Genomic DNA, 24739 nt, shown 5'->3' with positions numbered 1-24739 from the left:
CACGCCCCCGCACCGACGGCACCTATGTCAGACCAAAACCACGCCCCCGCTCCCCAGGACGAAAACCAGCTCATCGCAGAGCGCCGCGAAAAGCTCCGCGCTCTGCGCGAAGTCCAGGCCACTGGCGGTGGGGTTGCCTTCCCCAATAACTTCAAGCCCGGCCACAAGGCTGCCCAGTTGCACCTGGAACACAGCACTGCCACGAACGAGTCCCTCGAAGCCACGCCGGTGAACGTCTCGGTCGCAGGCCGCATGATGCTCAAGCGCGTGATGGGCAAGGCCAGTTTTGCAACCGTGCAGGATGGCTCGCTGGGCGACGTGGGCGGGCGCATCCAGCTTTACGTAACCCGCGACGCCGTGGGCGAAGACCTGTATGCCGCCTTCAAGCACTGGGACCTGGGCGACATCGTGGGCGCCGAAGGCACGCTGATGAAGACCAAGACGGGCGAGCTGTCGGTCAAGGTGACCAGCCTGCGCCTGCTCACCAAGAGCCTGCGCCCGCTGCCCGACAAGTTCCACGGCATGGCCGACCAGGAGCAGAAATACCGCCAGCGCTACGTGGACCTGATCACCGATGAGCACGCCCGCAAGCGCTTCATGGCGCGCAGCAAGGCCGTGAGCGGGCTGCGCGAATTCATGGTGAGCCACGGCTTCCTTGAAGTCGAAACGCCCATGCTGCACCCCATCCCGGGCGGTGCCAATGCCAAGCCGTTCGTCACGCACCACAACGCGCTGGAGCAGGAGATGTACCTGCGCATCGCGCCCGAGCTCTACCTCAAGCGCCTGATCGTGGGCGGTTTCGAGCGTGTGTTCGAGATCAACCGCAGCTACCGCAACGAAGGCATCTCGGTGCGCCACAACCCCGAGTTCACCATGATGGAGTTCTACGCGGCGTACTGGAACTACCTGGACCTGATGGACTTCACCGAGACCCTGATCCGTGAAGTGGCCCTGAAAGCCACGGGTTCGCTGCAGATGACCTACCAGGGCCGCGCGGTGGACCTGACCCAGCCCTTTGCCCGCCTGACGATCCGCGAAGCCATCTTCCAGCACACCGAAGCAGGCGCCCATGTGGACGATGCCGCCTGGCTCATCAGCGCATTGAAGAAGCTGGGCATGACCGAAGAGAAGGACAAGCTCTCGGCCCGCACGCTGGCCAGCCTGCAGGTGCTGTACTTTGAAGAAACGGTGGAAGACAAGCTGTGGCAGCCCACCTTCATCATGGAGCACCCCACCGAGATCTCGCCCCTGGCGCGTGCCAACGACGCGCGCCCCGAGGTGACGGAGCGCTTTGAGCTGTACATCACCGGCCGCGAGTTCGGCAATGGTTTCAGCGAACTGAACGATGCCGAAGACCAGGCCGCCCGCTTTCACGCCCAGGTGGCCGCCAAAGACAGCGGCGATGACGAAGCCATGTTCTACGACCACGATTTCGTGCGCGCGCTGGAATACGGCATGCCCCCCACGGGGGGTTGCGGTATCGGCATTGACCGTCTCATGATGCTGCTGACTGACAGCCCCAGCATTCGCGACGTGATCCTGTTCCCCGCGCTTCGCCGCGAGTCCTGAGTCGCGCGTCCCCGATGCCCTCGGGGCATCCCGGACCCGCCCTTTGAAGGCCCCAAGGAGACACTACCGTGCCCTTCAGTTCCAGCAACGCCCCCTACCCGGCCAGCCAGCCCTTGCCCTCGGGCAACGCTTTTTCGGTGCTGGTGGTCGAAGACCAGGGATCCGTGCGCGCAGCGCTGGTGGCCGAGCTGCGGCGGGCTGGGGTGTCAGACATCTTTGAGGCGCCCGAGGGCATCGCAGCGCTGCACCTGTTCAAAACCCACCGCCCCGATCTGGTGCTGCTGGACATCCGGCTGCCCGGCCAGGACGGCTACTGGGTGGCCCAGCAGATGCGCGAGAGCGAGGCGGGCGACTGGACGCCCATCATCTTCCTCTCGGGCCTGGACAACGAACTCGATGTGTGGCGCGGTATTGAAGTGGGTGGTGACGACTACCTCGTCAAACCCGTCAAGCCCATCGTGCTGATGGCCAAACTGCGTGCCATGCGCCGGCTGCTGGACATGCGCCGCAGGCTCGTCTCCATGTCGGCCGAGTTGCATCTGGCCAACCAGCGGCTCAACGAAATGGTGGAGATCGATGCGCTCACCGGCCTGGTCAACCGCCGGGGGTTTGACCGCATTTTGCACAACGAAATCCTGGCTGCGCGCCGGGACGGTACGCCGCTCACGCTGATGCTGTGCGACCTGGACCACTTCAAGCTCTTCAATGACGCCAGCGGGCATGTGCAGGGCGACGCCTGCCTAAAGGAAGTCGGCCGCCTGTTGCGCGAGGTGTGCGTGCGCCCGCGTGACATCGCCTCACGCTACGGTGGTGAGGAATTCGCCCTCATCCTGCCCAACACGCCACGCTCGGGTGCCATGACCTTCGCGCGGGCCCTGGGACAGCTGCTCAAGGTGCGCGCCCTTCCACACGCAGATTCCCCGCTGGGCAACATCCTCACGCTGTCAGGCGGCATCACCACCTGCGTGCCTGACGACAGCACGAACGCCGAAAGCATGATCATGCGTGCCGACCAGGCGCTTTATGCCGCCAAGGCCCAGGGCCGCAATCGCTTCTTCAGTTTTGAAATGCAGATGGACACCGTGGAGCAACTGCGCAATTGAGTTTCTTTTCTGCCCTCACGTTTGACGCCACCGAGCGCAACGCCCGCACCGCCGTTTCGCGCATGCAGCTGCTGAAAACCCGCCTTCCCGACTGGGTACAAGACTGGCTCGAAGTCATCATCCCCGGCACGCAGATCCTGCTGATCCTGTTTGTCGCCTGGCTGCTGCAACGGGTGCTGCGCCGCATAGTGCGCCGTGCCAGCGCGCACTACCAGGTGCCCGACGAACTGGTGGTGCCCATGAACGGGCTGATCCGCTGGCTCATCATTGCCAGTGCGGCGCTGCTGGTGCTGGAACGCATGGGGGTGTCGGCCACCGTGCTCTGGACCGCGTTCACCGGGTTTGCCACTGTCGGGGCCGTGGCCTTTTTCGCGGCGTGGAGTGTGCTCTCCAACCTGTTTTGCGCGCTGCTCATCTTCACCGTGCGACCCTTCAAGATTGGCGACTACATCGAGGTGCTGGACACCGCCGAAAAGCCCGGGGCCAAAGGACGTGTGGTGGACATCAACCTGCTCTACACCACGCTCGAAGACCATGGCGCTGCGGCGGACCAGGTCGCCTGGCTGCAGATTCCCAATGCGCTGGTGTTTCAACGCGTGGTGCGCAGGTTTCAGGGGGTGCCACCACCGCCGGCACTTCCCGCCAACGCTGCAGAGGCCGCAGAAAGTGCCCCGGCAGCCCCGCCTCCAGTCACGCCAGGGCCTTTCAACACGCCCTAGTCCACTGAAGCCGAGAAATCGGCTGTGCGTGAGGGTCTGGCAGGGTCGCACGCTAGGCGGCGGGCGCGGGCGGGTTGCACACCCGGCGAGCACGGCAACGACGAGGGCGCCGAACCAGACTCCAGGCCACGGGCTCTCACGGCGTCAGGGCAACAGGTCCAAGGCCTGCAGATAGGCGGGCTGGTACATCAACTCATCCCAGGCCTGGGGCAGGGTTTCGGGCAGCAGCGCCAGGCGGCGGGATTCGCTGTCCACACTCGGCTGCCAGCGGCCTTGGTTCTGGGCCTGTTCCAGGCCGTCGATGAGTTCATCCACGGCCTTGCCATCGCCCACGCTCTGGTTGCACAACAGCACCAGGTCGCAGCCTGCCTCCAGCGCTGCAACGGCTGCGTCGGTGTAGCTGACGACCTGGCCGTCCAGACGCCGAGCGCCTTCCATGCTGAGGTCGTCGCTGAAGATGGCGCCGTCAAAACGCATCTGGCGGCGCAGGATGTCCTGCAGCCAGCGCCGCGAGAAGCCTGCGGGGCGGCTGTCCACCTTGGGATAGATCACATGGGCCGGCATCACGCTGGTGAGCGTACTGCTGAGCCAGGGGTATGGCGCGGCGTCGTCGGCCAGGATGGCCTTCAGGCTACGCTTGTCCACCGGCACCTCGGTGTGCGAGTCGGCTTTGACAAAGCCGTGCCCCGGGAAGTGTTTGCCGCAGTTGGCCATGCCGGCCTGCAGCAGACCGTGCATGAGGCTTTTGGCGAGCAGCGCCACCACACGCGGGTCGCGGTGAAAGGCACGGTCGCCGATCACGCCGCTTTCACCCCAATCGAGATCGAGAACGGGGGTGAACGAGAAATCAACCCCACAGGCGCGCAACTCCGCACCCAGCACGTAGCCCGCCGCCGTGGCCGCATTGGTGGCGCGCAGCGCGCCGCTGCCAGGCACGGCCTTGGCGCCCTTGCCATCGTCCATCCACATCTCGCCGAGAGCGCGCATGGGCGGCAGGTGGGTGAAGCCATCGGTGCGAAAGCGCTGCACGCGGCCGCCCTCATGGTCCACGCAGATCAGCAGATCGTCACGCACGGCCTTGATACTGCTGGTCAGCTGCAGCAGCTGCGCGCGGTTTTCCCAGTTGCGGGCAAACAGGATCACGCCGCCGGTCAGCGGGTGGGCCAGGCGGCGGCGGTCGGCGGCAGTCAGCTCTGTGCCTGCCACGTCGAGGATGAGGGGGGCGTGTTCGGTCATAGGGTGTCAAACATCAGGTTGCTATTACAAACATAGCTGCTAGCGCTTATCCATCAAGCGCCAGATGCCATTTTTAATCCAATTTCTCTACCACACAGAAGCTGGCGGCGTAGTCGGTCTCGTCCGTCACGCTCAGGTGCGCTTTCAGCCCTTTGGCGTCAAACCATTCCTTGAGTGCGCCGTGCAGCACGATCACGGGCTGGCCGCTCGCAAGCTTGGCCACTTCGCAGTGGCGCCAGGTCATGGGCATGCGCATACCCAGGCCGATGGCTTTGCTGAACGCTTCCTTGGCAGAGAACCGCGTGGCCAGGTAGCGCAGGCCGCGGTCGGGCCAACGGCCACTCCTCTCGCGCCAGGTGGCCAGTTCGCCGTCTGCCAGCACCTTCTGGGCAAAGCGCTCGCCGTGGCGTTCCAGGCTGGCCGCGATGCGGCGCACGTCGCAGATGTCGGTGCCAATGCCGTAGATCATTTTTTTGAATAAAATTGGACTCTAGCGCTTATCCATCAATCGCTAGCAGCTATCAAATCAGGAGTTATCAGGTTGTGCGGCACAACCTGACTGGATGCAGCCCAGGTAGGCCAACACCGTGGCGGCGTAGCCCAACTCCAGCGCGTCGGCAATGAGGGCGTGGCCGATCGAGACTTCGAGCACACCGGGCACCTCGCGCACAAAGGCGGCGAGGTTGTCACGGTTGAGGTCGTGACCCGCGTTCACGCCCAGCCCCACATCCAGCGCGGCCTGAGCAGCGGCGGCGTAGCGCTTGAGCTCAACGTCTTGCTGCGGCGTGCCCCAGGCTGCAGCGTAGGGCTCGGTATAAATCTCCACCCGGTCTGCGCCCACGGCCTTGGCGGCGGCCATCTGCTCGGGCACGGGGTCCATGAACAGGCTCACGCGCACGCCCAATGCTTTGCACTCGGCGATCAGGGGCGCCAGGCGCTCGGCATCCTGCGGAAAGCTCCAGCCGTGGTCGCTGGTGAACTGGTCTTCGCTGTCGGGCACAAAGGTCGCCTGGTGCGGGCGAACCTTGCGGATGAAATCCATCAGGTTCTGAGATGGATTGCCCTCGATGTTGTATTCGCGGTCGGGCCAAGCCTTCATCAGCGTAGCCAGCTCGAACACATCCTGGCTGCGGATGTGCCGCTCGTCGGGCCGAGGATGCACGGTGATGCCCTGGGCCCCCGCCTGCAGGCACAGCTCGGCCGCACGGGTGACACTGGGAATGCCCAGATGGCGCGTGTTGCGCACCAGGGCGACCTTGTTGACATTGACCGAGAGGGCCGTGGCGTGGGGGAGGCGTGAGGTCTGGTTCATAGGGCCTGCAGATCGATCATGAGCTGGCGGGTGCGCAGCATGGGGCTGCCGCAATGGTATTGCAGCAGGGCGCGCAGCTGGGGTTTGAGTTCTGCAGCCACCGGCGCGCAGGCACGCAAGGTGGCGGTGTAGGTGGCTGCGTCGTCCAGCGCGCGTTGCAACGTCTGCCACTGGACGCCGAGCAGGCCCGCGCGGTCGGCCGAGGAGGAGGCGCGCAGGCCGCCTTCGGGCACCAGCGTGTAGCGCGTCTTGGGTTGCAAGACCTCCAAGGTCATGGTCTGGACATCCAGGCCAGGAAGCAAGCCAATCTCGCGCAGCAGCAATAGCTCGAAGCTGCGCAGCACGGGCTCTAACGCATCGCCGTGTTCGCTGGCCAACACGCGCACCACACCGGCATAGGCATCGAACAGAGCCGCATGTGGATCGGCGCGCGCCAGCAGGCGCAGCAGTAGCTCGTTGAGGTACATGCCCGACAGCAGGGCATCGCCCGTGGGCATCACATGGCCGCCCACCCACTCCGCCCCCTTGAGGGTGTGGATGTCTGCGCTGCCATCGCCGGTGAGCGTGTAGGTCACCAACAAGGGCTGGAGCGGCAGTAGCACCGGGCGGAAGTTGGAACTGGGCTTCTTGGCCCCCTTGGCCACCAGCGCCACACGCCCTTGCTGACGGCAGAAAACCTCCAGGATCAGGCTGGACTCGCTCCAGTCGTAGCTGTGCAGCACGAAGGCGGGTTCATCGGAGATGCGCTTGGCGGCAGCCATTGGCTTCAGGCCCGCACAAATGCATGCGGCTGGCAAGCGCCAGACAGCTTGTGCCGCCCGGACAAGACAGGGTCGCAGGCGGGCACGGAATTATTCGTAACCGAACGAGCGCACGCGCGCCTCGTCGTCGGCCCAGCCGGAGCGCACCTTGACCCACAGCTCCAGGAACACCTTGGCATCCATGAGCTTTTCCAGTTCCTGGCGGGCTTCGGTGCCAATACGCTTCAGGCGCTCGCCCTTGTCGCCGATCACCATCATCTTGTGGTTGTCACGCTCGACCACGATGGTGGCAGCGATCTTGACCAACCGCTTGTGCTGCTTGCTGGCTTCTTCCTCAAACTTGTCGATCACCACGGTAGAGGTGTAAGGCAGTTCGTCGCCCGTGAAGCGGAACAGCTTCTCGCGCACGGTTTCGGACGCCAGAAACTTCTCGCTGCGGTCGGTCAGCTCGTCTTCGCCGTACCACCAGCCCTGCTCGGGCAGGTACTTGGCGCAGATGCCAAACAGGCGCTCGATGTCGCCCTTGTTCTTGGCCGACATGGGCACAAACTCGGCAAACGGGTGGCGCTCCTGCATGCTCTTGAGCCAGGGGGCCAGCTCGGCACGGCGGTGCACCATGTCGAGCTTGTTGGCCAGCAGCAGCGTGGGGATGCCGGGCTTGAACAGCGACAGCACCTTGGCATCGGCCAGCGTGAAGTTGCCAGCCTCGACCACAAAGAGGATCAGGTCCACATCGCCAATCGCGCCCATCACAGTCTTGTTCAGCGACTTGTTGAGTGCGGTGGCATGGCGCGTCTGGAAACCCGGTGTGTCCACAAAAATGAACTGAGTCTGCTCGCGCGTACGAATACCGGTGATGCGGTGCCGCGTGGTCTGCGCCTTGCGCGAGGTGATGCTGATCTTCTGCCCCACCAGGGCATTGAGCAATGTGGACTTTCCCACGTTGGGCTTGCCCACGATGGCGATCACGCCACAGCGCTGGCCAGGCACGGCGGCCGGCGAGCCTGCTGCCGCCAGCATGGCTTCGAGGTCATTTTGCGCTCCAGCGCTTGCTGGAGCGGCTTCATTCGCTACATCTTTGGTAGCATCATTCATAATTTCTTTGCTTTCAATGTGGCCAGCATGGCAGCAGCGGCTGCCTGCTCGCCCGCCCGGCGGGAGCCGCCGATGCCGCGTTCGGTGAGGCCCAGTTCAGGAATATCGCACTCGACGTCGAAGGTCTGACGGTGCGCAGCGCCCACTGTGCCGACGACCTTGTACTGCGGCAGCTTCATTTTGCGGCCCTGGAGCAACTCCTGCAATGCAGTTTTCGCGTCCTTGGATGCAGCCTGCATCTGCGGGTTGATCTCCACGCCCTGAAAAAGGCGGTGCACCAACGCTTCTGCACTCGCATAGCCGGCATCCAGGTACACCGCGCCAATCAGCGCTTCGAGCGCGTCGGCCAGGATGGATGGACGTTGCTGGCCACCTGATTTGGACTCGCCCTCACCCAATCGCAGCACGTCGGAGATCTTGAGGCCAAGCGCCAGCTGGTGCAGCGTGTCCTGCTTGACGAGGTTGGCACGCACGCGAGAGAGATCGCCTTCCGGCAACGCCGACAACTGCCGATACAGCAGGCTCGCAACCGCGAGATTCAACACGGAATCACCCAGAAACTCCAGCCGCTCGTTGTGGTCGGCCGAAAAACTGCGGTGCGTGGTAGCGCGCTGAAGAAGGGATGGATCGGAGAAAACATGCTGCAGACGGGTCTGCAGCGCTTGAAGGCCGGGATGCACTAGTTGGTCTGTCCTTCAAAGCGATAGACAAGGTAGGCGGGACCCGCCAGCGCTATCTCGCGGGAATACTTGAAAGAAACCACGATCTTGTTGTCACCGCGCTTGGCAATCTCCAGGTCTTTACCATTGATGGAACTGATGTTGTCAATGGCTGCAGCGCGGTCAAAGCTGGCCCGGACATCAGCGACGGTGGAGGCCTCCTTGGCAGCCTTGGTCGCCGCCTTGTTAATCGCCTGGTACTCCAGAAAGATGGGGATAGACTGTCCGCCAATAGCAAATGCAGCCACGGCGATCAAACCGATAAAAATCACCCCAATGAATGACAAACCGCGTTGGCGAAATGGACTGGTAGAGCGATTGATATGCATGTATTTTCCCCTCAGTGTTCTAAAAAGCTGGTCATCCATCAATGGAACGACCCAATGCGCTTGAGATTACCGAAATTCATCCAGACAAAAAAGGCCTTCCCGACGATATTGCCCTCAGGAACAAAGCCCCAGTAACGCGAATCGAGCGAGTTGTCCCGGTTATCCCCCATCATGAAATAGTGGCCCTCGGGCACCTTGCATACAACGCCCTCAACACTGTAACGGCAGTTCTTGCGATAGGCAAAATTGCTGGCGCCTTGCACAAAGGCGGGCACATCCGGGTTGTTCAACAAACGATGGGGCTGTGCACCCAGTTGCTCTTCAAACTGTTTGAAGTAGCGCATCGAGTCTTCTTCGAAAAAGTCTGGCAGCGCCTTGGTGTCAATGGCCTGGCCGTTGACCGTGAGGCGCTTGTTGAGGTAGGCCACCTCGTCACCCGGCACACCCACCACCCGCTTGATGTAGTCAAGGCTCGGCTGAGGTGGATAGCGGAACACCAGAACATCTCCGCGCGCAGGCTTGGTGCCCTCGGTGATCTTGGTATGGATCACCGGCAGGCGGACACCGTAGGTGAATTTGTTCACCAGGATCAGGTCGCCCACCAGCAGGGTGGGAATCATCGAACCCGACGGGATCTTGAAGGGTTCAAAAAGAAACGACCTCAGAACAAACACGGCAACGATGACCGGGAAAAGCCCCGCCGTCCAGTCCAGCCACCAAGGCTGCATGAGCAGCCGCCCCTTGGCCTCCTGCACATCCACATCGACCTTCTGGATGCCCATGCGATCCAGCTCCGCACGACGTGCGGTCGCCGCATCTTCGATGGCCTGGGCAGCTCGGCGGCGTTGGGGCAGAAAGTAGAAACGCTCGGCCAGCCAGTACGCGCCCGTGACCACCGTGGCCAGGAACAACAGCAAGGCGAAATTGCCTTCGATGGCACCAAAGTACCAAGCCCCGATATAGCCACCAAATGCGGCCAGCACCAGGGATGTGAAAATCTGCATGAACTGGAGCATCAGTCTTCCACCTGCAAAATGGCCAGGAATGCCTCTTGTGGCACTTCGACCGATCCGATCTGTTTCATGCGTTTCTTGCCTGCTTTCTGCTTCTCAAGGAGCTTGCGTTTGCGGCTAACATCGCCGCCGTAACATTTTGCCAGCACGTTCTTGCGCAGTGCCTTGATGGTCTCGCGCGCAATGATGTTGGCGCCAATGGCCGCCTGGATGGCCACGTCATACATCTGGCGGCTGATGATCTCGCGCATCTTGGCAACCACTGCTCGGCCACGGTACTGGGACTGAGAGCGGTGCACGATGATGGACAGTGCATCCACCTTTTCGCCGTTCAGAAGGATATCCACCTTCACCACGTCGGACGCACGGTACTCCTTGAACTCGTAGTCCATGGATGCATAGCCGCGCGACACCGACTTGAGCTTGTCGAAGAAGTCGAGCACGATTTCGCCCAGCGGCATTTCATAGGTGAGCATCACCTGGCGACCGTGGTACGCCATGTTCATCTGCACACCGCGCTTTTGGTTGGCGAGCGTCATCACCGGGCCGACATAGTCCTGGGGCATGTACAGATGCACCGTGACGATGGGCTCGCGGATTTCCTCAAGCCGCCCCTGGTCCGGCATCTTGGAGGGGTTCTCGACCATGATCACTTCACCATCGGCCTTGACCACTTGGTAGACCACGCTGGGTGCAGTCGTGATGAGATCCTGGTCAAACTCACGCTCCAGACGCTCCTGCACGATTTCCATGTGCAGCAGGCCAAGAAACCCGCAACGAAAACCGAAGCCCAACGCTTGGCTCACTTCCGGCTCGTAGTGCAGCGAAGCATCGTTGAGCTTGAGTTTTTCAAGCGCGTCACGCAGCGAGTCATATTCGCTCGCCTCGGTCGGGTACAGACCGGCAAACACCTGGGGCTGGATTTCCTTGAAGCCGGGGAGCGCCTCGGCGGCAGGGCCCGCATTGTTGGGCAATTTCTTTTCGAGCGTGATCGTGTCACCCACCTTGGCAGCCTGCAGCTCCTTGATACCAGCGATGATGTAGCCCACCTGCCCTGCGTCAAGAGAGTTGCGCGGCTCGTTGGCGGGCGTGAACACACCGAGGTTGTCCGCGTTGTACACCGCACCACTGGCCATCATCTTGATGCGTTCGCCCTTGAGCAAACGGCCATCGACCACGCGCACCAGCATCACCACGCCCACATAGCTGTCGAACCAGCTGTCGATGATCATCGCGCGCAGCGGCCCATCGGCATTGCCGCGCGGCGCGGGCACCTTGGCCACGATGGCTTCAAGGATCTCATCAATACCCATGCCGGTCTTTGCGGAGCAGGGAATCGCGTCGGTCGCGTCGATGCCAATTACATCTTCGATTTCGGCCTTCGCATTGTCGGGATCGGCATTGGGCAGATCCATCTTGTTGAGTACCGGCACCACCTCGACACCCAGATCCAATGCGGTGTAGCAGTTCGCAACGGTCTGAGCTTCAACGCCTTGCGAAGCATCCACCACCAACAACGCGCCCTCGCATGCCGACAACGAGCGGCTCACTTCATACGAGAAGTCCACATGCCCCGGTGTGTCGATCAGATTGAGGTTGTAGACCTGCCCATCCTGCGCCTTGTATTGCAGCGCTGCGGTCTGCGCCTTGATGGTTATCCCACGCTCTTTTTCGATATCCATCGAGTCCAGAACCTGGGCCTCCATCTCACGGTCCGCAAGGCCTCCGCAGCGCTGGATCAAGCGATCTGCAAGCGTCGACTTGCCATGGTCGATGTGCGCAATGATGGAAAAATTTCTGATGTGGTTCATCAACGGAAAGCGTCAAGTGATTGAATTAAAACGGAGCACACAAGAAAAAAGGGCGCGTCGAATGGCGACGCGCCCTGAACCAACAATCATTGGCAACTGCGATAGTTGGAGCTTCATTGTAGGCAAAAAGCCTGCAGTAAAAAGCCCATCCGACTGCATCCAAGGGGAGTTGCCAGGGTGCAACAGGGATCTTATCAACAACTTATACACAGTCTGCACAACTACAACGCTGGACAACTTGTGGGTGAGCTGTGGATCGGCTGTGCATGACACCGTCACATCCCGCATCGTGAATCAACGTCCAGCCAATATATGAATTACCGTTGAACAGGGGCCTCTATTCTATCGAAATCAGTTGATAGGCCCTCATAAAGTTAGCCAAGGCTAACTTGCAACATCAAAGAAAGGAAAAGACAAAAAAACAAAAATGCCCACACCTCCGGCAAAGGCCTGCTGCAAACGTGGGGAAATGGGTCAACCCATCCCCCCACATCCGCCACAACGCCGCTCGTCATCGTCCGGGACGGATCAAGGCATATTGGGCCCACTCGCCGCGCCGATACAGCACATTGATCGGCTTGTTCTTGTCGGCCTTGGCGAGCACAGCCTCAAACTCCTTCACACCAGACACTTCCGTGTTGGCAATCGCGAGAATCACATCACCTTCGCGCAGGCCAGCACGCGCTGCGGCCTCTGTGGCGGTCGCGACCAGCACACCGCCCTTGATCTTGAGCTCCTTTTTCTGGGCGTCCGAAAGTTCCGTGACCGCCAATCCCATTTGCTGTGCAGCAGCCGAAGCCTTGGGTTTTTCCTCACGCTCCGCCGTTTTGGCAGCTGGCTTGTCGGGCTCAATTTCGGCAATGGTGATGCCCAGGTCCCGCGAAGCGCCACGGCGGAACACGGTCATCGTGCTCTTGGTACCAGGCTTGGTATTGCCCACCAGGCGAGGCAGGTCCGCAACCTTCTCGATGGACTTGCCGTCAAAGCGGGTGATGATGTCACCAGCCTCCACGCCCGCCTTGTCTGCGGGTGACCCCGCCTCTACTCCGGTCACCAGCGCACCCTGGGCCTTGCCCAGGCCAATGGACTCCGCAACGTCCTTGGTGACCTGCCCGATCTGCACGCCGATACGGCCCCGTGTCACCCGGCCGGATGCGCGCAACTGCTCACTCACTCGGATGGCCTCGTCCATCGGAATCGCGAACGAAATGCCCATGAATCCACCCGAGCGCGAATAGATCTGGCTGTTGATCCCCACCACCTCGCCACGCATGTTGATGAGCGGACCGCCCGAGTTGCCCGGGTTGATGGCCACATCGGTCTGGATGAACGGGAGATAGTCCCCCGTATCGCGCTGCTTGGCACTCACAATGCCCGCAGTCACGGTGTTCTCCAGCCCAAAGGGCGATCCAATCGCCATCACCCATTCGCCCACCCGCAGACGCCCCACATCACCCACCTTGACGGCAGGCAAGCCCGTGGCCTCGATCTTGACCACCGCCACATCAGTACGCTTGTCCGCACCAATGATCTTGGCCTTGAATTCGCGCTTGTCGGTCAGGGTGACGATCACCTCATCAGCGCCGTCCACGACATGCGCATTGGTCATCACAAACCCGTCCGCAGTCAGGATGAAGCCAGAACCCACGCCGCGCGGCTGCTCATCGTCTTGCGGCCGCTGAGGACGTTGCTGCCTGGGCACATTGGGGATCGGCACGCCAAAGCGGCGGAAAAACTCCATCATCTCCTCGTCCATGCCGTTTGCACTTGCACGGCTCGACGCTTTTTCTACCGTCCGAATATTGACCACCGAGGGCCCCACCTGATCCACCAGATCCGTAAAGTCTGGCAACCCGCGAACCGCTGCAGCAGGTTGTGCCAAGGCAGCTTGGGGTAAAGCCATGCCGCCAGCAGCCCCTGCGAACATGCATGCAAATGCCAGGGAGCGCAGCGCATTTCCATCGAACTTCGACATCATCGACCTTTCGTGATTGGTAGCAAATACAGTCATCAAACTGTGTGTAACTGTGAAGAGTGTGCGGCCATTTGGTTCCCGCATCGCAAATGCACTTCGCATGCCCCTGCAAACGGCCCCGCCACAGCGCAGGCTCAAAGACAGCAGCCGCCAGCGTCACGCCCACTGGCCTCAGTGTCAGCGTGTGCGCTCCAATTGACCCGCAAACAGGCGAAGGGTCTGCAAAGGAACCTCCCCCACTGCAGTGAGCCATACATCGGGCAAGACCCGTTGCGCAAGAAGCTGCGTGGCCCCCATACCCGAGACCTGGGGCTGGGTGGGGTGTCGCTGGGGATCAAAGGTCTCGATGAACAGCGATACCGATGCAAGACCATCGGAGTACAGGCACTGCAAGACACCCTGCGCACCGTCGTCAGCAGACACAGCGCGCCGATGGCAGCTCACCGGAACAAAGCCAGCAACCGGCTGACGAAGCACCCAGCCCTCGGCCGTGGCCGTGGTCTTGACCACAACCGGCGCCACCACCTTGTAACCAGCGGTCGCGTCCATCAGCCGTGAAAGCTGCTCCACGCGAACGGGGGCGTTCAAGTCCAACTCCGAGAATGCAGCCTGCTCCAGAACGCGTCCGTTCGCGCCCAAGGTCTGCAGCTTCACAACCAGACCGGTCTCCCGCTCGCTCCACAGCTTGTAGCCAAAACGCAGCGAGTCCACGGGCTTGAACCACACCACGTCGGCAACAAATCCGGCAACGCGCTCTTGGCCCACAGGGCGTGCGGCATAGAACTGGGATATGGAAGTGCCCTCAACCAGCGGAACTCGTGGAAACAGCCCAGAGGCATCCCGTCGATCCGACCGCACCACACGCGACTGGGGCCAGAACGTACGTACCTCGTCGTTGCGCCGAAAAATGGTCCGGGGAGTGCCACTGAGAGCCTCCACGCGCTCCATCTGCTGCGCCCCTTCACAGGCGTGCCAGATGCGTGAACTGGCCATCGCTCCGGAAGCAGCCAGCACCACAAAGGTACCGGCATACGGGCGCGCGCAGGGCGCGCTGTGCATGCGCTCGATCCACTGCAGAATACTGCGCTCCACAGGCGCGGGAGCCGCCTCTGCTGCAGAAGAAACGCCCCCCTCTGCCGACGAGGCCCCTGCCGATACGGAGAGTCCTGTCACACACAGGGCAGCAATCACCCCGTGTTTAAAATGCTGCGGCAGTGCTTTCAACCAAACGCACAAAACTCCCGGGTAGCTCATCACACAATCTCACCACGCCAGCAAGCCACTCCCGGCTCAGCGGCTGGGCGTCTCAAAGGTGGCATTGCGCAAAAATCCTGCAGGCATCTGCAATGCGGATGTGCTGCCAAACTGCTTGTGTGCCGCCAGCAACTCGTCCAGGCGGGGATCCCGAATCATCACCTGCGCGCCACCATCGGCATCAGCCACTGCGACCACAGGGGCACCGGAGCTGGGGCCATTCGCACCCGACTCGGGAGAGATGGCCAGCTGGGCTCCACCCGTGGCGCCGGGTGCACCATTGCCTTGCAACGTGGCCAGAGAGGTCCAACCAATCGCCGCAACTGCCGCCAAAGACGCAAAACCCGCGACCATTTTCCAGCGAAAGACCGACGCATTGGCAGCTTCCGCCATTGCCGGGGCCACCACATCGACCCGCGGCACAGCAGCGGCCGCAGGACGTACAACAGGCCCTTCCTTTGCCAGTTCATTACGCAACCGCGCCATGAAAGTCGGATTGGCAGGTTGCGCGAGGTCGGAAGAACGCAATACATCTCCCACCAAATGGTAGAGCTGCCAAGTGGCATGGCCTTCGGCTTGCGCCGCATAGGCCAGGGCGTCCGCCACCTCGTCTCCATGCAACTGACCATCCGCCAGTGCCGACAATTGCTCGCGCCTGCTTATCTCAGCCACCACAGCACCGCCCACCAATCCATCACTTCGTACAGCGTTGTTCATTTCATTACCTCACCACCGTTTGCCTGACTGGTTCTCAAGCAGAGGACGCACTTTTGCCGAAATGGCCTCTCGCGCCCGAAAAATCCGTGACCGCACCGTGCCGATGGGGCAATCCATGGCCGTCGCAATCTCTTCGTAACTCAGCCCTTCAATCTCGCGCAACGTTACCGCCTGGCGCAGATCGTCGGGCAACGCCTCCATAGCCGCATTCACGGCTTGCGCGATTTCTCGGGCAGCGAGTACGGTTTCGGGGGTTTCGTCGCTGGTTAGTTCGTGTCCGAGGCGGGAAGTTTCATCTTCGTCCTCGTTCCCCCGCAAAGCGTTCTCAGAGATGACCGGATTGCGTTTCATGTCCATGAGCGCCTTCTTGGCGGTATTGACAGCAATCCGGTAGAGCCAGGTATAGAACTGCGCATCCCCCCGGAACTGATGCAGCGCGCGGTAGGCCCGGATGAACGTCTCCTGCGCTATGTCTTGAACGATGTCGGTGTCCCGCACCATCCGGCCAATGAGACGCTCGATACGGCGCTGGTACTTGATGACCAGTAACTCATAGGCACGCTGATCGCCCGCTACCGCGCGCTCCACCAGTTGGAGGTCGCTATCTTCGGAAGGGGAAGGCGGAATTACAGTCATGGATACTCAGGATTCACGCCCACGGCTGCTGGCCGGGGCGGTTTCGTCAGCGTTGTCAGCGCCCGGTCTGGCGCGCGAATATACCGCACGCCGCAGATCCAGCCAACGCTCGGGCTGCGCGGAACACGTCAGCCACAGCCAGGTGCGGCGGTGCCCCACCGGAATGACATGCAGCCACAGATGTGACTGCAAATCGAGAAGGACTTCAGGAGGTCCGGACAATGCCATCCAGGCCGCCCCGGAGTTCGGAGCCACCAGTGTCCAGGTCTGGCCATCCCAGTGGATACCACCAGAGAATTGACAGAACCAGAAATGGAATGCGCTGGCGGCAGCCAGACACCAGAGACCACCCGCCATCGCTGCGGGCCATGGGGATGCAGCACCACCACTTCGAACGAACCAAGCAACAAGCCCCGCTGCGCTGATCAGCAACAATGCCCCCAGCAAGCCCCCGAACAGGCGGCTGCGCCGCAGGGGGTAAAACACCGAAGGTGGTCGCTGCGAAGTCACACCCACGAAACGCTACCGAGGCTGTGCCGCCTGCTTAGCACGGAACATAGGCCCGTGCTGAGCAACCAACGATTGCAGGATCGCAACAAGACACCACGGCCTCGCCAAGTCGGGCGGCAGAGCACCTGACCCAATGATCAGACGCGCTTGAAAACCAGCGTCCCGTTGGTGCCACCAAAACCGAAGTTATTCTTGACTGCAACGTCGATCTTCATGTCACGCGCCGTGTTGGCGCAGTAGTCCAGATCGCACTCGGGGTCCTGATTCGCCAAATTGATGGTGGGTGGTACCTTTTGCTCATGCAAGGCCAGCACTGTAAAAATGCTCTCAATACCGCCCGCACCACCCAGCAAATGACCGGTCATGGATTTGGTGGAGCTCACCACAGCCTTGTAAGCATGGTCGCCCAAGGCCGCCTTGATGGCATTCGTCTCATTAATATCACCCAGCGGCGTGGAAGTGCCATGGGCGTTGAGGTAGTCAACTTGATCGGCATTCATGCCGGCATTGCGCAGGGCGTTGAGCATGGCACGGCGCGGACCATCCATACTGGGGGCCGTCATGTGGCCTGCATCGGCGCTCATGCCAAAACCACCCAGTTCCGCATAGATCTTGGCACCACGGGCTTTGGCATGCTCGTATTCCTCCAGCACCATGACCCCGGCGCCCTCACCCAAAACAAAACCATCTCGGTCCTTGTCCCAGGGGCGGGAAGCGGTCTTGGGGTCATCGTTGCGGGTAGACAGGGCGCGCATGGCCGCAAAACCACCAATGCCCAGCGGCGACACCGTGGATTCAGTGCCGCCCGCCACCACCACATCCGCATCACCGTATTCGATCATGCGGCCAGCCTCGCCAATGCAATGCAGGCCGGTTGTACAGGCCGTCACGACCGCAAGGTTCGGCCCCTTGAAGCCAAAGCGCATGGACACATGGCCCGCCACCATATTGATGATGGACGCTGGCACAAAGAACGGTGTGATGCGCCGCGGACCGCGACTGACCAGTTCCGCGTGGGTATTCTCGATCAGTGGCAAGCCACCAATCCCCGAACCGATCACGCAGGCTATGCGTGTCGCAAACTCTTCACTGAGCGCTTCACCCGTGGGCAGACCGGCATCTTCAACCGCCTGTGCAGCAGCTGCAATGCCGAAATGGATGAAGCTGTCCATCGCGCGCGCATCCTTGGCGCTGATGTACGACTCCAGGTCAAGACCTTTGACCTCCCCTGCAATCTTGCAGGCAAAGTTCGACGTGTCGAACTTGGTGATGAGGTCAATACCGGATTTTCCGGCAAGGAGATTGGCCCAGGATTCGGCCACCGTGTTGCCCACGGGGCTGACGCATCCCAGGCCGGTCACGACAACGCGACGACGGCTCATGCGTAAAAACCTTCTGTTGATCGCTTGAGTCAGGCGCAGTGCGCCGCTCAGGCCTTCTGGTGGGTGTTGGCGTAGTCGATGGCGTTTTGCACCGTCGTGATCTTCTCGGCGTCTTCGTCAGGGATCTCGATGCCGAATTCGTCTTCCAGTGCCATCACCAGTTCCACCGTGTCGAGCGAGTCGGCACCGAGGTCTGCCACGAAGGCCTTTTCATTGGTGACTTGGGACTCTTCCACACCGAGTTGTTCGGCAATGATTTTTTTGACGCGTGCTTCGATATCGCTCATGGTTTCCCTCTGGGGGTTGTGAATGAATCCGCGATTCTAGCCGCTTAAGGAGAAGCCCCTCAGCAGCCCGCCGTCCGGATGAACCGGCGTTAACTTGTCTCAATTACATGTACATGCCGCCATTGACATGCAACTCCTGCCCGGTCACGTACCCTGCTTCGCGCGAAGCAAGGTAGGCCACGGCATGTGCGATGTCTTGCGGCTTGCCCATATGCCCCAAAGGGATCTGGGCGTTGAGGGCTTTTTGCTGTTCCTCGGGCAGCACCGACGTCATATCCGTCTCGATAAATCCCGGCGCTACGCAATTGACCGTGATGCTGCGGCTGCCCAGTTCGCGGGCCAGTGCACGGGTCATTCCCGCCACTCCAGCCTTGGCCGCCGCGTAGTTGGCCTGACCGGGATTGCCCGATGCCCCCACCACACTGGTGATGCTGATAATGCGCCCGAATCGCTGTTTCATCATCGGGCGAATTGCCGCGCGGCTCACGCGGAAAACCGCCTTGAGATTGGTGTCCAGCACCGCATCCCAGTCATCGTCCTTCATGCGCATGGCCAGGGTGTCGCGGGTGATGCCCGCATTGTTGACCAGCACATGCAGACCACCCTGCTGCTTGACGATGGAATCCATCAACGCCTCGATGGCAGCTCCGTCATTCACGTTCAGATTGGCACCACGGCAGCCGGGGTAGGTCGCCAGGGCCTGGCTGATGCGCTCGGCGCCATCGTCCGTCGTGGCCGTGCCCACCACCTGGTAGCCACGTACCGCCAGCTCGAGCGCAATGGCCGCACCAATGCCGCGCGATGCGCCAGTGACCAACGCCACTTGCGCGGCCGATGAGGATTGCGTCATGCCAACAACTCCCGGGTTTCGGCCAGCGTGGCCATATCAAACAGTGTCGCACCCACCAGCTCAGGATCGATGCGCTTGGTCAGACCCGCCAGCACTTTGCCAGGGCCACTTTCAATAATATGGGTGACCCCCCGGGCCTTGAGGGCCTGCACACACTCCACCCAGCGCACGGGGCCAAAGGCCTGGCGGTAGAGCGCGTCTCGGATCGCATCAGCATCCTGTTGCACCGCGACATCCACATTGTTCAGAACCGGAGTCTGGGGCGCAGCAAGCGCCACATCCGCCAGCGCCAAGCGCAGCTTCTCAGCGGCAGGCTTCATCAGGCTGGAGTGAAAAGGGGCAGACACCGGCAATGGCAGTGCGCGCTTGGCACCTGCCGCCTTGAGCATTTCGCAGGCCTTTTCGACGCCGGCCTTGGTGCCCGCAATGACCGTCTGGACGGGGTCGTTGAAATTGACAGCCTCAACCACTTCTGCCGTTCCCACACCGAACGAGGCCACTGCCTCGGCACATCCTGCGATGACCTTGGAAGCCTCCATCCCCAAGATGGCAGCCATGGCGCCAGTGCCGACCGGCACGGCCTCCTGCATGGCAGCTGCACGCAGGCGCACCAGAGGCGCCGCCTGGGCCAGCGTCAACACACCTGCGGCAACCAGCGCCGAATACTCGCCCAGAGAATGCCCCGCAACAGCGACCGGGGCTGCACCACCTTCTGCACGCCAGACACGCCATGCAGCCACCCCAGCCACCAGCATCACCGGCTGCGTGTTGGTGGTCAGGGCCAGCGCCTCCTTGGGACCTTCCTTGATCAGCAGGCCGATGTTTTCACCCAGGGCATCCGAGGCTTCCTGCACGGTCTGGGCCACCACCGGGTGATCACCCCATCCGTCGAGCATGCCCACCGATTGCGAGCCTTGTCCCGGAAAGACAAATGCAAAAGACTTCATGAAAAATCCAGAAATATGATTGAAATTGATGCCTAGCGCTTATCCAGCAAGCGCCAAAAGCTATAACTTCAGGAGCACCGCGCCCCAGGTAAAGCCGCCGCCCACACCTTCGAGCAGCAGGGTCTCACCCTTTTTGACTTGGCCCGTACGCACCGCATGGTCGAGCGCCAGGGGAATGGAGGCTGCCGAAGTGTTGCCATGCTGGTCCACCGTGACCACCACCTTGTCCATGGACAGCTTGAGCTTGCGGGCCGTGCCCTGCATGATGCGGATATTGGCCTGGTGTGGAATCAGCCAGTCAATATCGGCCTCGGTCAGCCCCGCCTTGGCCAGCACCGCATGCGCGGCCTTCTCCAGCACGCCCACCGCCAGCTTGAAGACAGCCTGCCCGTCCATCTTGAGGACGGGGTCCCCCAGGACCTTGCCACCCGACACGTTGCCGGGCACACACAGGATGCCGACATGCTTGCCGTCGGCATGCAGGTCGCTGGACAGGATGCCCGGCGTTTCCGACGCCTCCAGCACCACGGCACCCGCACCATCACCAAACAACACGCAGGTCGTGCGGTCATTGAAATCCAGAATACGGCTGAAAACTTCTGCCCCAATGACCAGCGCGCGGTTGGCAGCACCCGTCTGGATCATGGCATCCGCCACGGACAGGGCATAGACAAAACCGCTGCACACCGCCTGCACATCAAACGCAGGGCAACCATTGGCTCCCAGCTTGTTCTGCAATATGCAGGCAGCCGAGGGAAACACCATATCCGGGGTGGACGTGGCCACGATGATCAGATCAATGTCGGTCGGCAGAAGGCCCGCCGCCTGCAAGGCATTGCGCGCAGCCTCCAGGCCCAGATCGCTGCAGGCAACATCAGGCGCTGCAAAGTGGCGCGCGCGGATGCCGGTGCGCTCCACGATCCACTCATCTGAGGTTTCGATGCCGCGCTGGGCCAGTTCAGCCACCAGATCAGCGTTGGTCAGCCGGCGCGGGGGCAGGTAGCTGCCGGTGCCGGTAATGCGGGAGTAGCGTCTCATCAATGTGTCATCGTCGCCGCAACGCCAGGCTGGGGCTGGGCATCCGCAGGCACCAGAAGCGGCGCTGCGTGCGCAATCCGGGTCCGGACGCGGTCGAGCAGGTTGTTGCGGGCTGCATCATACGCCCGGTTCAAAGCCTGCTCGAACGCCATTGTGTCAGCCGACCCATGGCTCTTGAACACCAGCCCGCGCAGCCCCAAGAGCGCCGCGCCGTTGTAACGGCGGTAGTCCATGCGCTTCATGAGCGCTTTTAAGATCGGATACGCGGTGATCGCAGCGATTTTAGTGAAAATGTTGCGGGAGAACTCCGTTTTCAGGGCGCCAATGATCATTGATGCCACCCCTTCACTGGCCTTGAGGGCCACATTGCCCACAAATCCGTCACATACCACGATGTCAACAGTGCCCTTGAAAATGTCATTGCCTTCAACATTTCCATAAAAATTCAAATCACCGGAATTGGCTGCAGATCGCAGCAATTCACCGGCTTTTTTGATTACTTCACTACCTTTGATCGCCTCTTCACCGATATTGAGCAAACCGACGGTGGGCTCCCCGCCATCCCGAAGGACCGATACCAAGGCAGAGCCCATCACGGCAAACTGCAACAAATGCTCGGCGGAACAATCCACATTCGCCCCAAGGTCCAGTACCGTGGTGGCACCACCTGCGGCGTTGGGCAATTGCGTCGCAATGGCGGGGCGGTCGATGCCGTCCAGCGTCTTGAGGAGATACCGGGCAATAGCCATCAGCGCGCCGGTATTGCCTGCCGAAACGGCCGCAGAGGCCGCGCCATCCTTGACCTGCTGAATCGCCACGCGCATGGAAGAATCTTTCTTCTTGCGCAGAGCCACCTCGACAGGATCATCCATGGCCACCACTTCGGTAGCAGGAATGATCGTGGCACGGTCGTGCGAAAACGATTGCAGACGATCCACCAGGCCGACGAGCAGCAGGCGGGCATCAGGGTGTGTATCGAGAAACTGGCGGCACGCCGCGAGCGTGACGCGGGGGCCATGGTCGCCCCCCATGCAGTCAACAGCCAGTGTGATCATGGGCGACTTGTCCGGCCGGCCAGGAGGGCCGGAAAAATAAATACGACGGTCAAAACAAAGGCCCGCGCTACGGTTTCAGTAGCAACGGGCCTTTGGATGGGGCGAAGATCAGGCTTCAGACTTGTTCTTCAGCACCTGACGGCCACGGTAGAAACCGTTGGGGCTGATGTGGTGACGCAGGTGCGTTTCACCGGTGGTGGGTTCCACGGCAATGCCTGGCACATTCAGGGCATTGTGCGAGCGGTGCATGCCGCGCTTGGAGGGGGACTTTTTGTTTTGCTGAACGGCCATGATGGCTCCTGATCTGGAATAGGTTGGTAAAAACGCGATCAGCCCAAAAAGACACGATGGGGTTCGCGTGAAGCCCACGATTATAACCCAAATGATTTTTGGGTCGTCCAATCAGCCCTTGTTGTCTTTGCGCAGTGCGGCCAACGCCGCAAAAGGATTGGGCTTTTCGTCGTTGGCTTCCTCAAAATCGTCGTCCGAAGAAGCCAGTGGTACTGCGGTAGGGCACTCGTCGTGTTTGGGCACCACGGGCAAGGCCATCAGCAACTCATCCTCAATCAGCTCGTGAAGGTCAAACTCGCGGCTCATGGCCAGCAGGTCTTCTTCGCTTTCGTCGTCCAGAGCCTCTGCGGTGGCCTCGTCGGCCACGAAGCGAAACTCACGATCCACCTCCAGCGGCACATCCACCGGCGTCATGCAACGCTGGCATTCCATGGGGAAGCTCGCAGTAACCTTGATATGCAGCCAGACTTGGCCCATGCCGCCCAGCGCCGTGCGCACTTCGCCTACAGCCTCCCAGTCCACCATCAGGTCCGGGTGCAGGCCCTTGGCCTCCTGGGCCAGGCGTTCGTACTTCAGCAGTGAATCGTGGCCCGCCAGCCGACCGCCCGCCTGTGCAAAGGCTTTCACGTCGAGGCGCTGGGGGGAGAATTCCTTGGTCATGGCGGCAGTGTAAGAGAATCGGCGCATGCATCAATCCCCCCCCCTGAAACGCCCTCTGGTATTGGGCTCCACATCGCGGTATCGGCGTGAATTGCTAGAGCGGTTGAACCTGCCTTTTGACGTCACGGCCCCGGAGGTGGATGAGACCCCCCTGCCCGGCGAAGCCCCTCGCTCACTGGCCTTGCGCCTGGCGCTGGCCAAGGCACGCGCTGTGGCGCAACTCCACCCCGATGCGGTGGTAATCGGCTCCGACCAGGTTGCCGACCTCGCTGGCGAGCCCCTGGGCAAGCCCGGCCACCACGAGCGTGCGGTGGCGCAACTGCGCCAGATGCGCAGCCAGACCGTGGTGTTCCAGACCGCCGTGGCCGTGGTGTGCGCCGCGACGGGTTTCGAGCAGATCGACCTGGCCCCGGTGGAGGTGAAATTCCGTGACCTGTCCGACGCGGAAATCGAGCGCTACCTGCGCGCCGAGCAACCCTACGATTGCGCCGGCAGCGCCAAGAGCGAAGGCCTGGGCATTGCGCTGCTGGATGCCATCCACAGCGACGATCCCACAGCCCTCATCGGACTGCCTTTGATCCGCACCTGCCGCATGCTGCGCGCGGCAGGCTTGGTGCTGCCATGACAAATCCCCCCACCGAACCGCACTCAGGCGCTCGCAAGGGCACGCTTTATCTCGTGCCCGCCCCCCTCGACTTTGGCTGCGACGCCCAGGTCCCGCTGCAGAATGCCTTGCCCTCGGCCACCCTTCACACGGCTGCACGGCTGACCCAATGGGTGTGCGAGAACGCCAAGAGTACACGCGCCTACCTCAAACGCATCGACGCACTGCACCCCCTGGCAGCCCCCCTGCAGCAGCAGCAGATCACCGAGCTTCCCCGCGAAGTCCACAAAAAAGGCGACCATGGCGACAAGGGATCAGCCCCGTTCGACGCACGCCCGCTGCTCGCAGCGGCACTGAATGGGCACGACATGGGGCTGATCAGCGAGGCGGGCATGCCAGCAGTGGCCGACCCGGGTTCGTCCGTGGTGCGCGCGGCACACGACCTTGATATCCCCGTTGTGCCCCTGGTGGGCCCTGTGTCGCTGCTGCTGGCGCTGGCGGCCAGCGGATTGAACGGGCAAAACTTTGCGTTTGTCGGCTACCTGCCCCAGGACAGCCAGGAGCGCATCCAGCGTATCAAGGAGCTGGAAAGCCTGGCCCTCAAGACAGGACAGACCCAGCTTTTTATCGAAACTCCTTACCGCAACGCCGCCCTCTGGCAGGCCCTGGTGCAAACGCTGCAGCCCCACACCCGCCTGGCGCTGGCCAGCGGGCTGACGCTGCCCGACGCACGCATCCGCAGCCAGCTCGTGCGGCAATGGCGCCAGCAACCCGCGCCCCCAGACAACCGCACCCCTGTCGTGTTTGCGATGGGCCGCTAAGCATGAACCGTCTATTCACTATATTTTTTATAGCTGTTAGCGCTT

At 61.5% G+C, this 24739-nt stretch carries 26 protein-coding genes; 5 read left to right on the top strand and 21 right to left on the bottom strand.

What is annotated here, in order from left to right; genetic code table 11:
• Positions 1-24 precede the first annotated feature (24 nt).
• The 3 genes from lysS to C8C93_RS02055 all read left to right on the top strand — a co-directional run bounded on the left by lysS (position 25) and on the right by C8C93_RS02055 (position 3391).
• Positions 25-1569 (top strand): lysine--tRNA ligase, encoded by a 1545-nt coding sequence (gene lysS, locus C8C93_RS02065; RefSeq protein WP_055399439.1) that lies wholly within the window; start codon positions 25-27, stop codon positions 1567-1569.
• Positions 1570-1637: 68 nt separating this feature from the next.
• A complete protein-coding gene (locus C8C93_RS02060) occupies positions 1638-2672 on the top strand; it encodes a diguanylate cyclase domain-containing protein (RefSeq protein WP_121505761.1) in 1035 nt (344 codons plus the stop codon).
• A gap of 62 nt (positions 2673-2734) precedes the next feature.
• Positions 2735-3391, top strand: a complete 657-nt coding sequence (locus C8C93_RS02055) for a mechanosensitive ion channel family protein (RefSeq protein ID WP_121422808.1) — start codon at positions 2735-2737, stop codon at positions 3389-3391.
• A 144-nt stretch (positions 3392-3535) separates the two neighbouring features.
• Here the strand turns inward: C8C93_RS02055 and nagZ are convergent, their stop codons facing one another.
• The 21 genes from nagZ to C8C93_RS01945 all read right to left on the bottom strand — a co-directional run bounded on the left by nagZ (position 3536) and on the right by C8C93_RS01945 (position 23269).
• A complete protein-coding gene (gene nagZ / locus C8C93_RS02050; protein WP_121420760.1) occupies positions 3536-4627 on the bottom strand; it encodes a beta-N-acetylhexosaminidase in 1092 nt (363 codons plus the stop codon).
• A gap of 73 nt (positions 4628-4700) precedes the next feature.
• The gene (gene acpS / locus C8C93_RS02045; RefSeq protein WP_121505760.1) at positions 4701-5096 is read right to left on the bottom strand and encodes a holo-ACP synthase; all 396 of its coding nucleotides are present in this window, start codon (positions 5094-5096) and stop codon (positions 4701-4703) included.
• Positions 5097-5153: 57 nt separating this feature from the next.
• Positions 5154-5939, bottom strand: a complete 786-nt coding sequence (locus C8C93_RS02040; protein WP_121505759.1) for a pyridoxine 5'-phosphate synthase — start codon at positions 5937-5939, stop codon at positions 5154-5156.
• Positions 5936-6700, bottom strand: coding sequence for a DNA repair protein RecO (gene recO, locus C8C93_RS02035; RefSeq protein ID WP_121505758.1), 765 nt, complete (start codon positions 6698-6700; stop codon positions 5936-5938). Before recO ends, C8C93_RS02040 begins: the two co-directional genes overlap by 4 nt.
• Positions 6701-6790: 90 nt before the next feature.
• Positions 6791-7795, bottom strand: coding sequence for a GTPase Era (era, locus tag C8C93_RS02030; RefSeq protein ID WP_121505757.1), 1005 nt, complete (start codon positions 7793-7795; stop codon positions 6791-6793).
• Positions 7792-8475, bottom strand: a complete 684-nt coding sequence (gene rnc / locus C8C93_RS02025) for a ribonuclease III (RefSeq protein ID WP_121505756.1) — start codon at positions 8473-8475, stop codon at positions 7792-7794. Before rnc ends, era begins: the two co-directional genes overlap by 4 nt.
• On the bottom strand, positions 8475-8843 hold the full coding sequence (locus C8C93_RS02020; RefSeq protein ID WP_121505755.1) for a DUF4845 domain-containing protein: 369 nt from the start codon (positions 8841-8843) through the stop codon (positions 8475-8477). The genes rnc and C8C93_RS02020 overlap by 1 nt, the downstream gene beginning before the upstream one ends.
• A 38-nt stretch (positions 8844-8881) precedes the next feature.
• Positions 8882-9859, bottom strand: a complete 978-nt coding sequence (gene lepB / locus C8C93_RS02015; RefSeq protein WP_121505754.1) for a signal peptidase I — start codon at positions 9857-9859, stop codon at positions 8882-8884.
• Positions 9859-11667 carry a translation elongation factor 4 gene (gene lepA / locus C8C93_RS02010; protein ID WP_055399457.1) on the bottom strand — a complete coding sequence of 603 codons (1809 nt, stop codon included), beginning with the start codon at positions 11665-11667 and terminating at the stop codon, positions 9859-9861. The genes lepB and lepA overlap by 1 nt, the downstream gene beginning before the upstream one ends.
• Before the next feature lie 511 nt (positions 11668-12178).
• Positions 12179-13645 (bottom strand): DegQ family serine endoprotease, encoded by a 1467-nt coding sequence (locus C8C93_RS02005; protein ID WP_121505753.1) that lies wholly within the window; start codon positions 13643-13645, stop codon positions 12179-12181.
• A gap of 174 nt (positions 13646-13819) precedes the next feature.
• A complete protein-coding gene (locus tag C8C93_RS02000) occupies positions 13820-14830 on the bottom strand; it encodes a MucB/RseB C-terminal domain-containing protein (RefSeq protein WP_370110769.1) in 1011 nt (336 codons plus the stop codon).
• Between the two features lie 102 nt (positions 14831-14932).
• Positions 14933-15613, bottom strand: a complete 681-nt coding sequence (locus C8C93_RS01995) for a sigma-E factor negative regulatory protein (RefSeq protein ID WP_121505751.1) — start codon at positions 15611-15613, stop codon at positions 14933-14935.
• A 9-nt stretch (positions 15614-15622) separates the two neighbouring features.
• Positions 15623-16249, bottom strand: coding sequence for an RNA polymerase sigma factor RpoE (gene rpoE / locus C8C93_RS01990; RefSeq protein ID WP_055399464.1), 627 nt, complete (start codon positions 16247-16249; stop codon positions 15623-15625).
• 647 nt (positions 16250-16896) lie between these two features.
• Positions 16897-18141 (bottom strand): beta-ketoacyl-ACP synthase II, encoded by a 1245-nt coding sequence (gene fabF, locus C8C93_RS01980; protein ID WP_055399467.1) that lies wholly within the window; start codon positions 18139-18141, stop codon positions 16897-16899.
• A 47-nt stretch (positions 18142-18188) separates the two neighbouring features.
• Positions 18189-18428, bottom strand: a complete 240-nt coding sequence (acpP, locus tag C8C93_RS01975; RefSeq protein WP_003058049.1) for an acyl carrier protein — start codon at positions 18426-18428, stop codon at positions 18189-18191.
• Between the two features lie 103 nt (positions 18429-18531).
• A complete protein-coding gene (fabG, locus tag C8C93_RS01970; RefSeq protein WP_121505749.1) occupies positions 18532-19278 on the bottom strand; it encodes a 3-oxoacyl-ACP reductase FabG in 747 nt (248 codons plus the stop codon).
• Positions 19275-20225: an ACP S-malonyltransferase gene (gene fabD / locus C8C93_RS01965; protein WP_121505748.1), complete on the bottom strand. Its 951-nt coding sequence runs from the start codon at positions 20223-20225 to the stop codon at positions 19275-19277. The genes fabG and fabD overlap by 4 nt, the downstream gene beginning before the upstream one ends.
• A 60-nt stretch (positions 20226-20285) precedes the next feature.
• On the bottom strand, positions 20286-21263 hold the full coding sequence (locus C8C93_RS01960; RefSeq protein WP_121420773.1) for a beta-ketoacyl-ACP synthase III: 978 nt from the start codon (positions 21261-21263) through the stop codon (positions 20286-20288).
• A complete protein-coding gene (plsX, locus tag C8C93_RS01955) occupies positions 21263-22318 on the bottom strand; it encodes a phosphate acyltransferase PlsX (protein ID WP_121505747.1) in 1056 nt (351 codons plus the stop codon). The genes C8C93_RS01960 and plsX overlap by 1 nt, the downstream gene beginning before the upstream one ends.
• Positions 22319-22426: 108 nt before the next feature.
• Positions 22427-22609, bottom strand: a complete 183-nt coding sequence (rpmF, locus tag C8C93_RS01950) for a 50S ribosomal protein L32 (RefSeq protein WP_005794249.1) — start codon at positions 22607-22609, stop codon at positions 22427-22429.
• 111 nt (positions 22610-22720) lie between these two features.
• Positions 22721-23269 (bottom strand): DUF177 domain-containing protein, encoded by a 549-nt coding sequence (locus C8C93_RS01945; RefSeq protein WP_121420774.1) that lies wholly within the window; start codon positions 23267-23269, stop codon positions 22721-22723.
• Between the two features lie 25 nt (positions 23270-23294).
• On the opposite strand from C8C93_RS01945, the gene C8C93_RS01940 reads away from it, so the two are divergent.
• Positions 23295-23894, top strand: a complete 600-nt coding sequence (locus tag C8C93_RS01940; RefSeq protein ID WP_121505746.1) for a Maf family nucleotide pyrophosphatase — start codon at positions 23295-23297, stop codon at positions 23892-23894.
• Positions 23891-24694 (top strand): SAM-dependent methyltransferase, encoded by an 804-nt coding sequence (locus C8C93_RS01935; protein WP_121505745.1) that lies wholly within the window; start codon positions 23891-23893, stop codon positions 24692-24694. The genes C8C93_RS01940 and C8C93_RS01935 overlap by 4 nt, the downstream gene beginning before the upstream one ends.
• Positions 24695-24739: the final 45 nt, after the last annotated feature.

The organism is Acidovorax sp. 93, assembly GCF_003633835.1.
Classification (GTDB): domain Bacteria; phylum Pseudomonadota; class Gammaproteobacteria; order Burkholderiales; family Burkholderiaceae_C; genus Acidovorax; species Acidovorax facilis.
The sequence above is the reverse complement of the archived record's forward strand: the minus strand, read 5'-3'. Positions and strand labels throughout refer to the sequence as shown.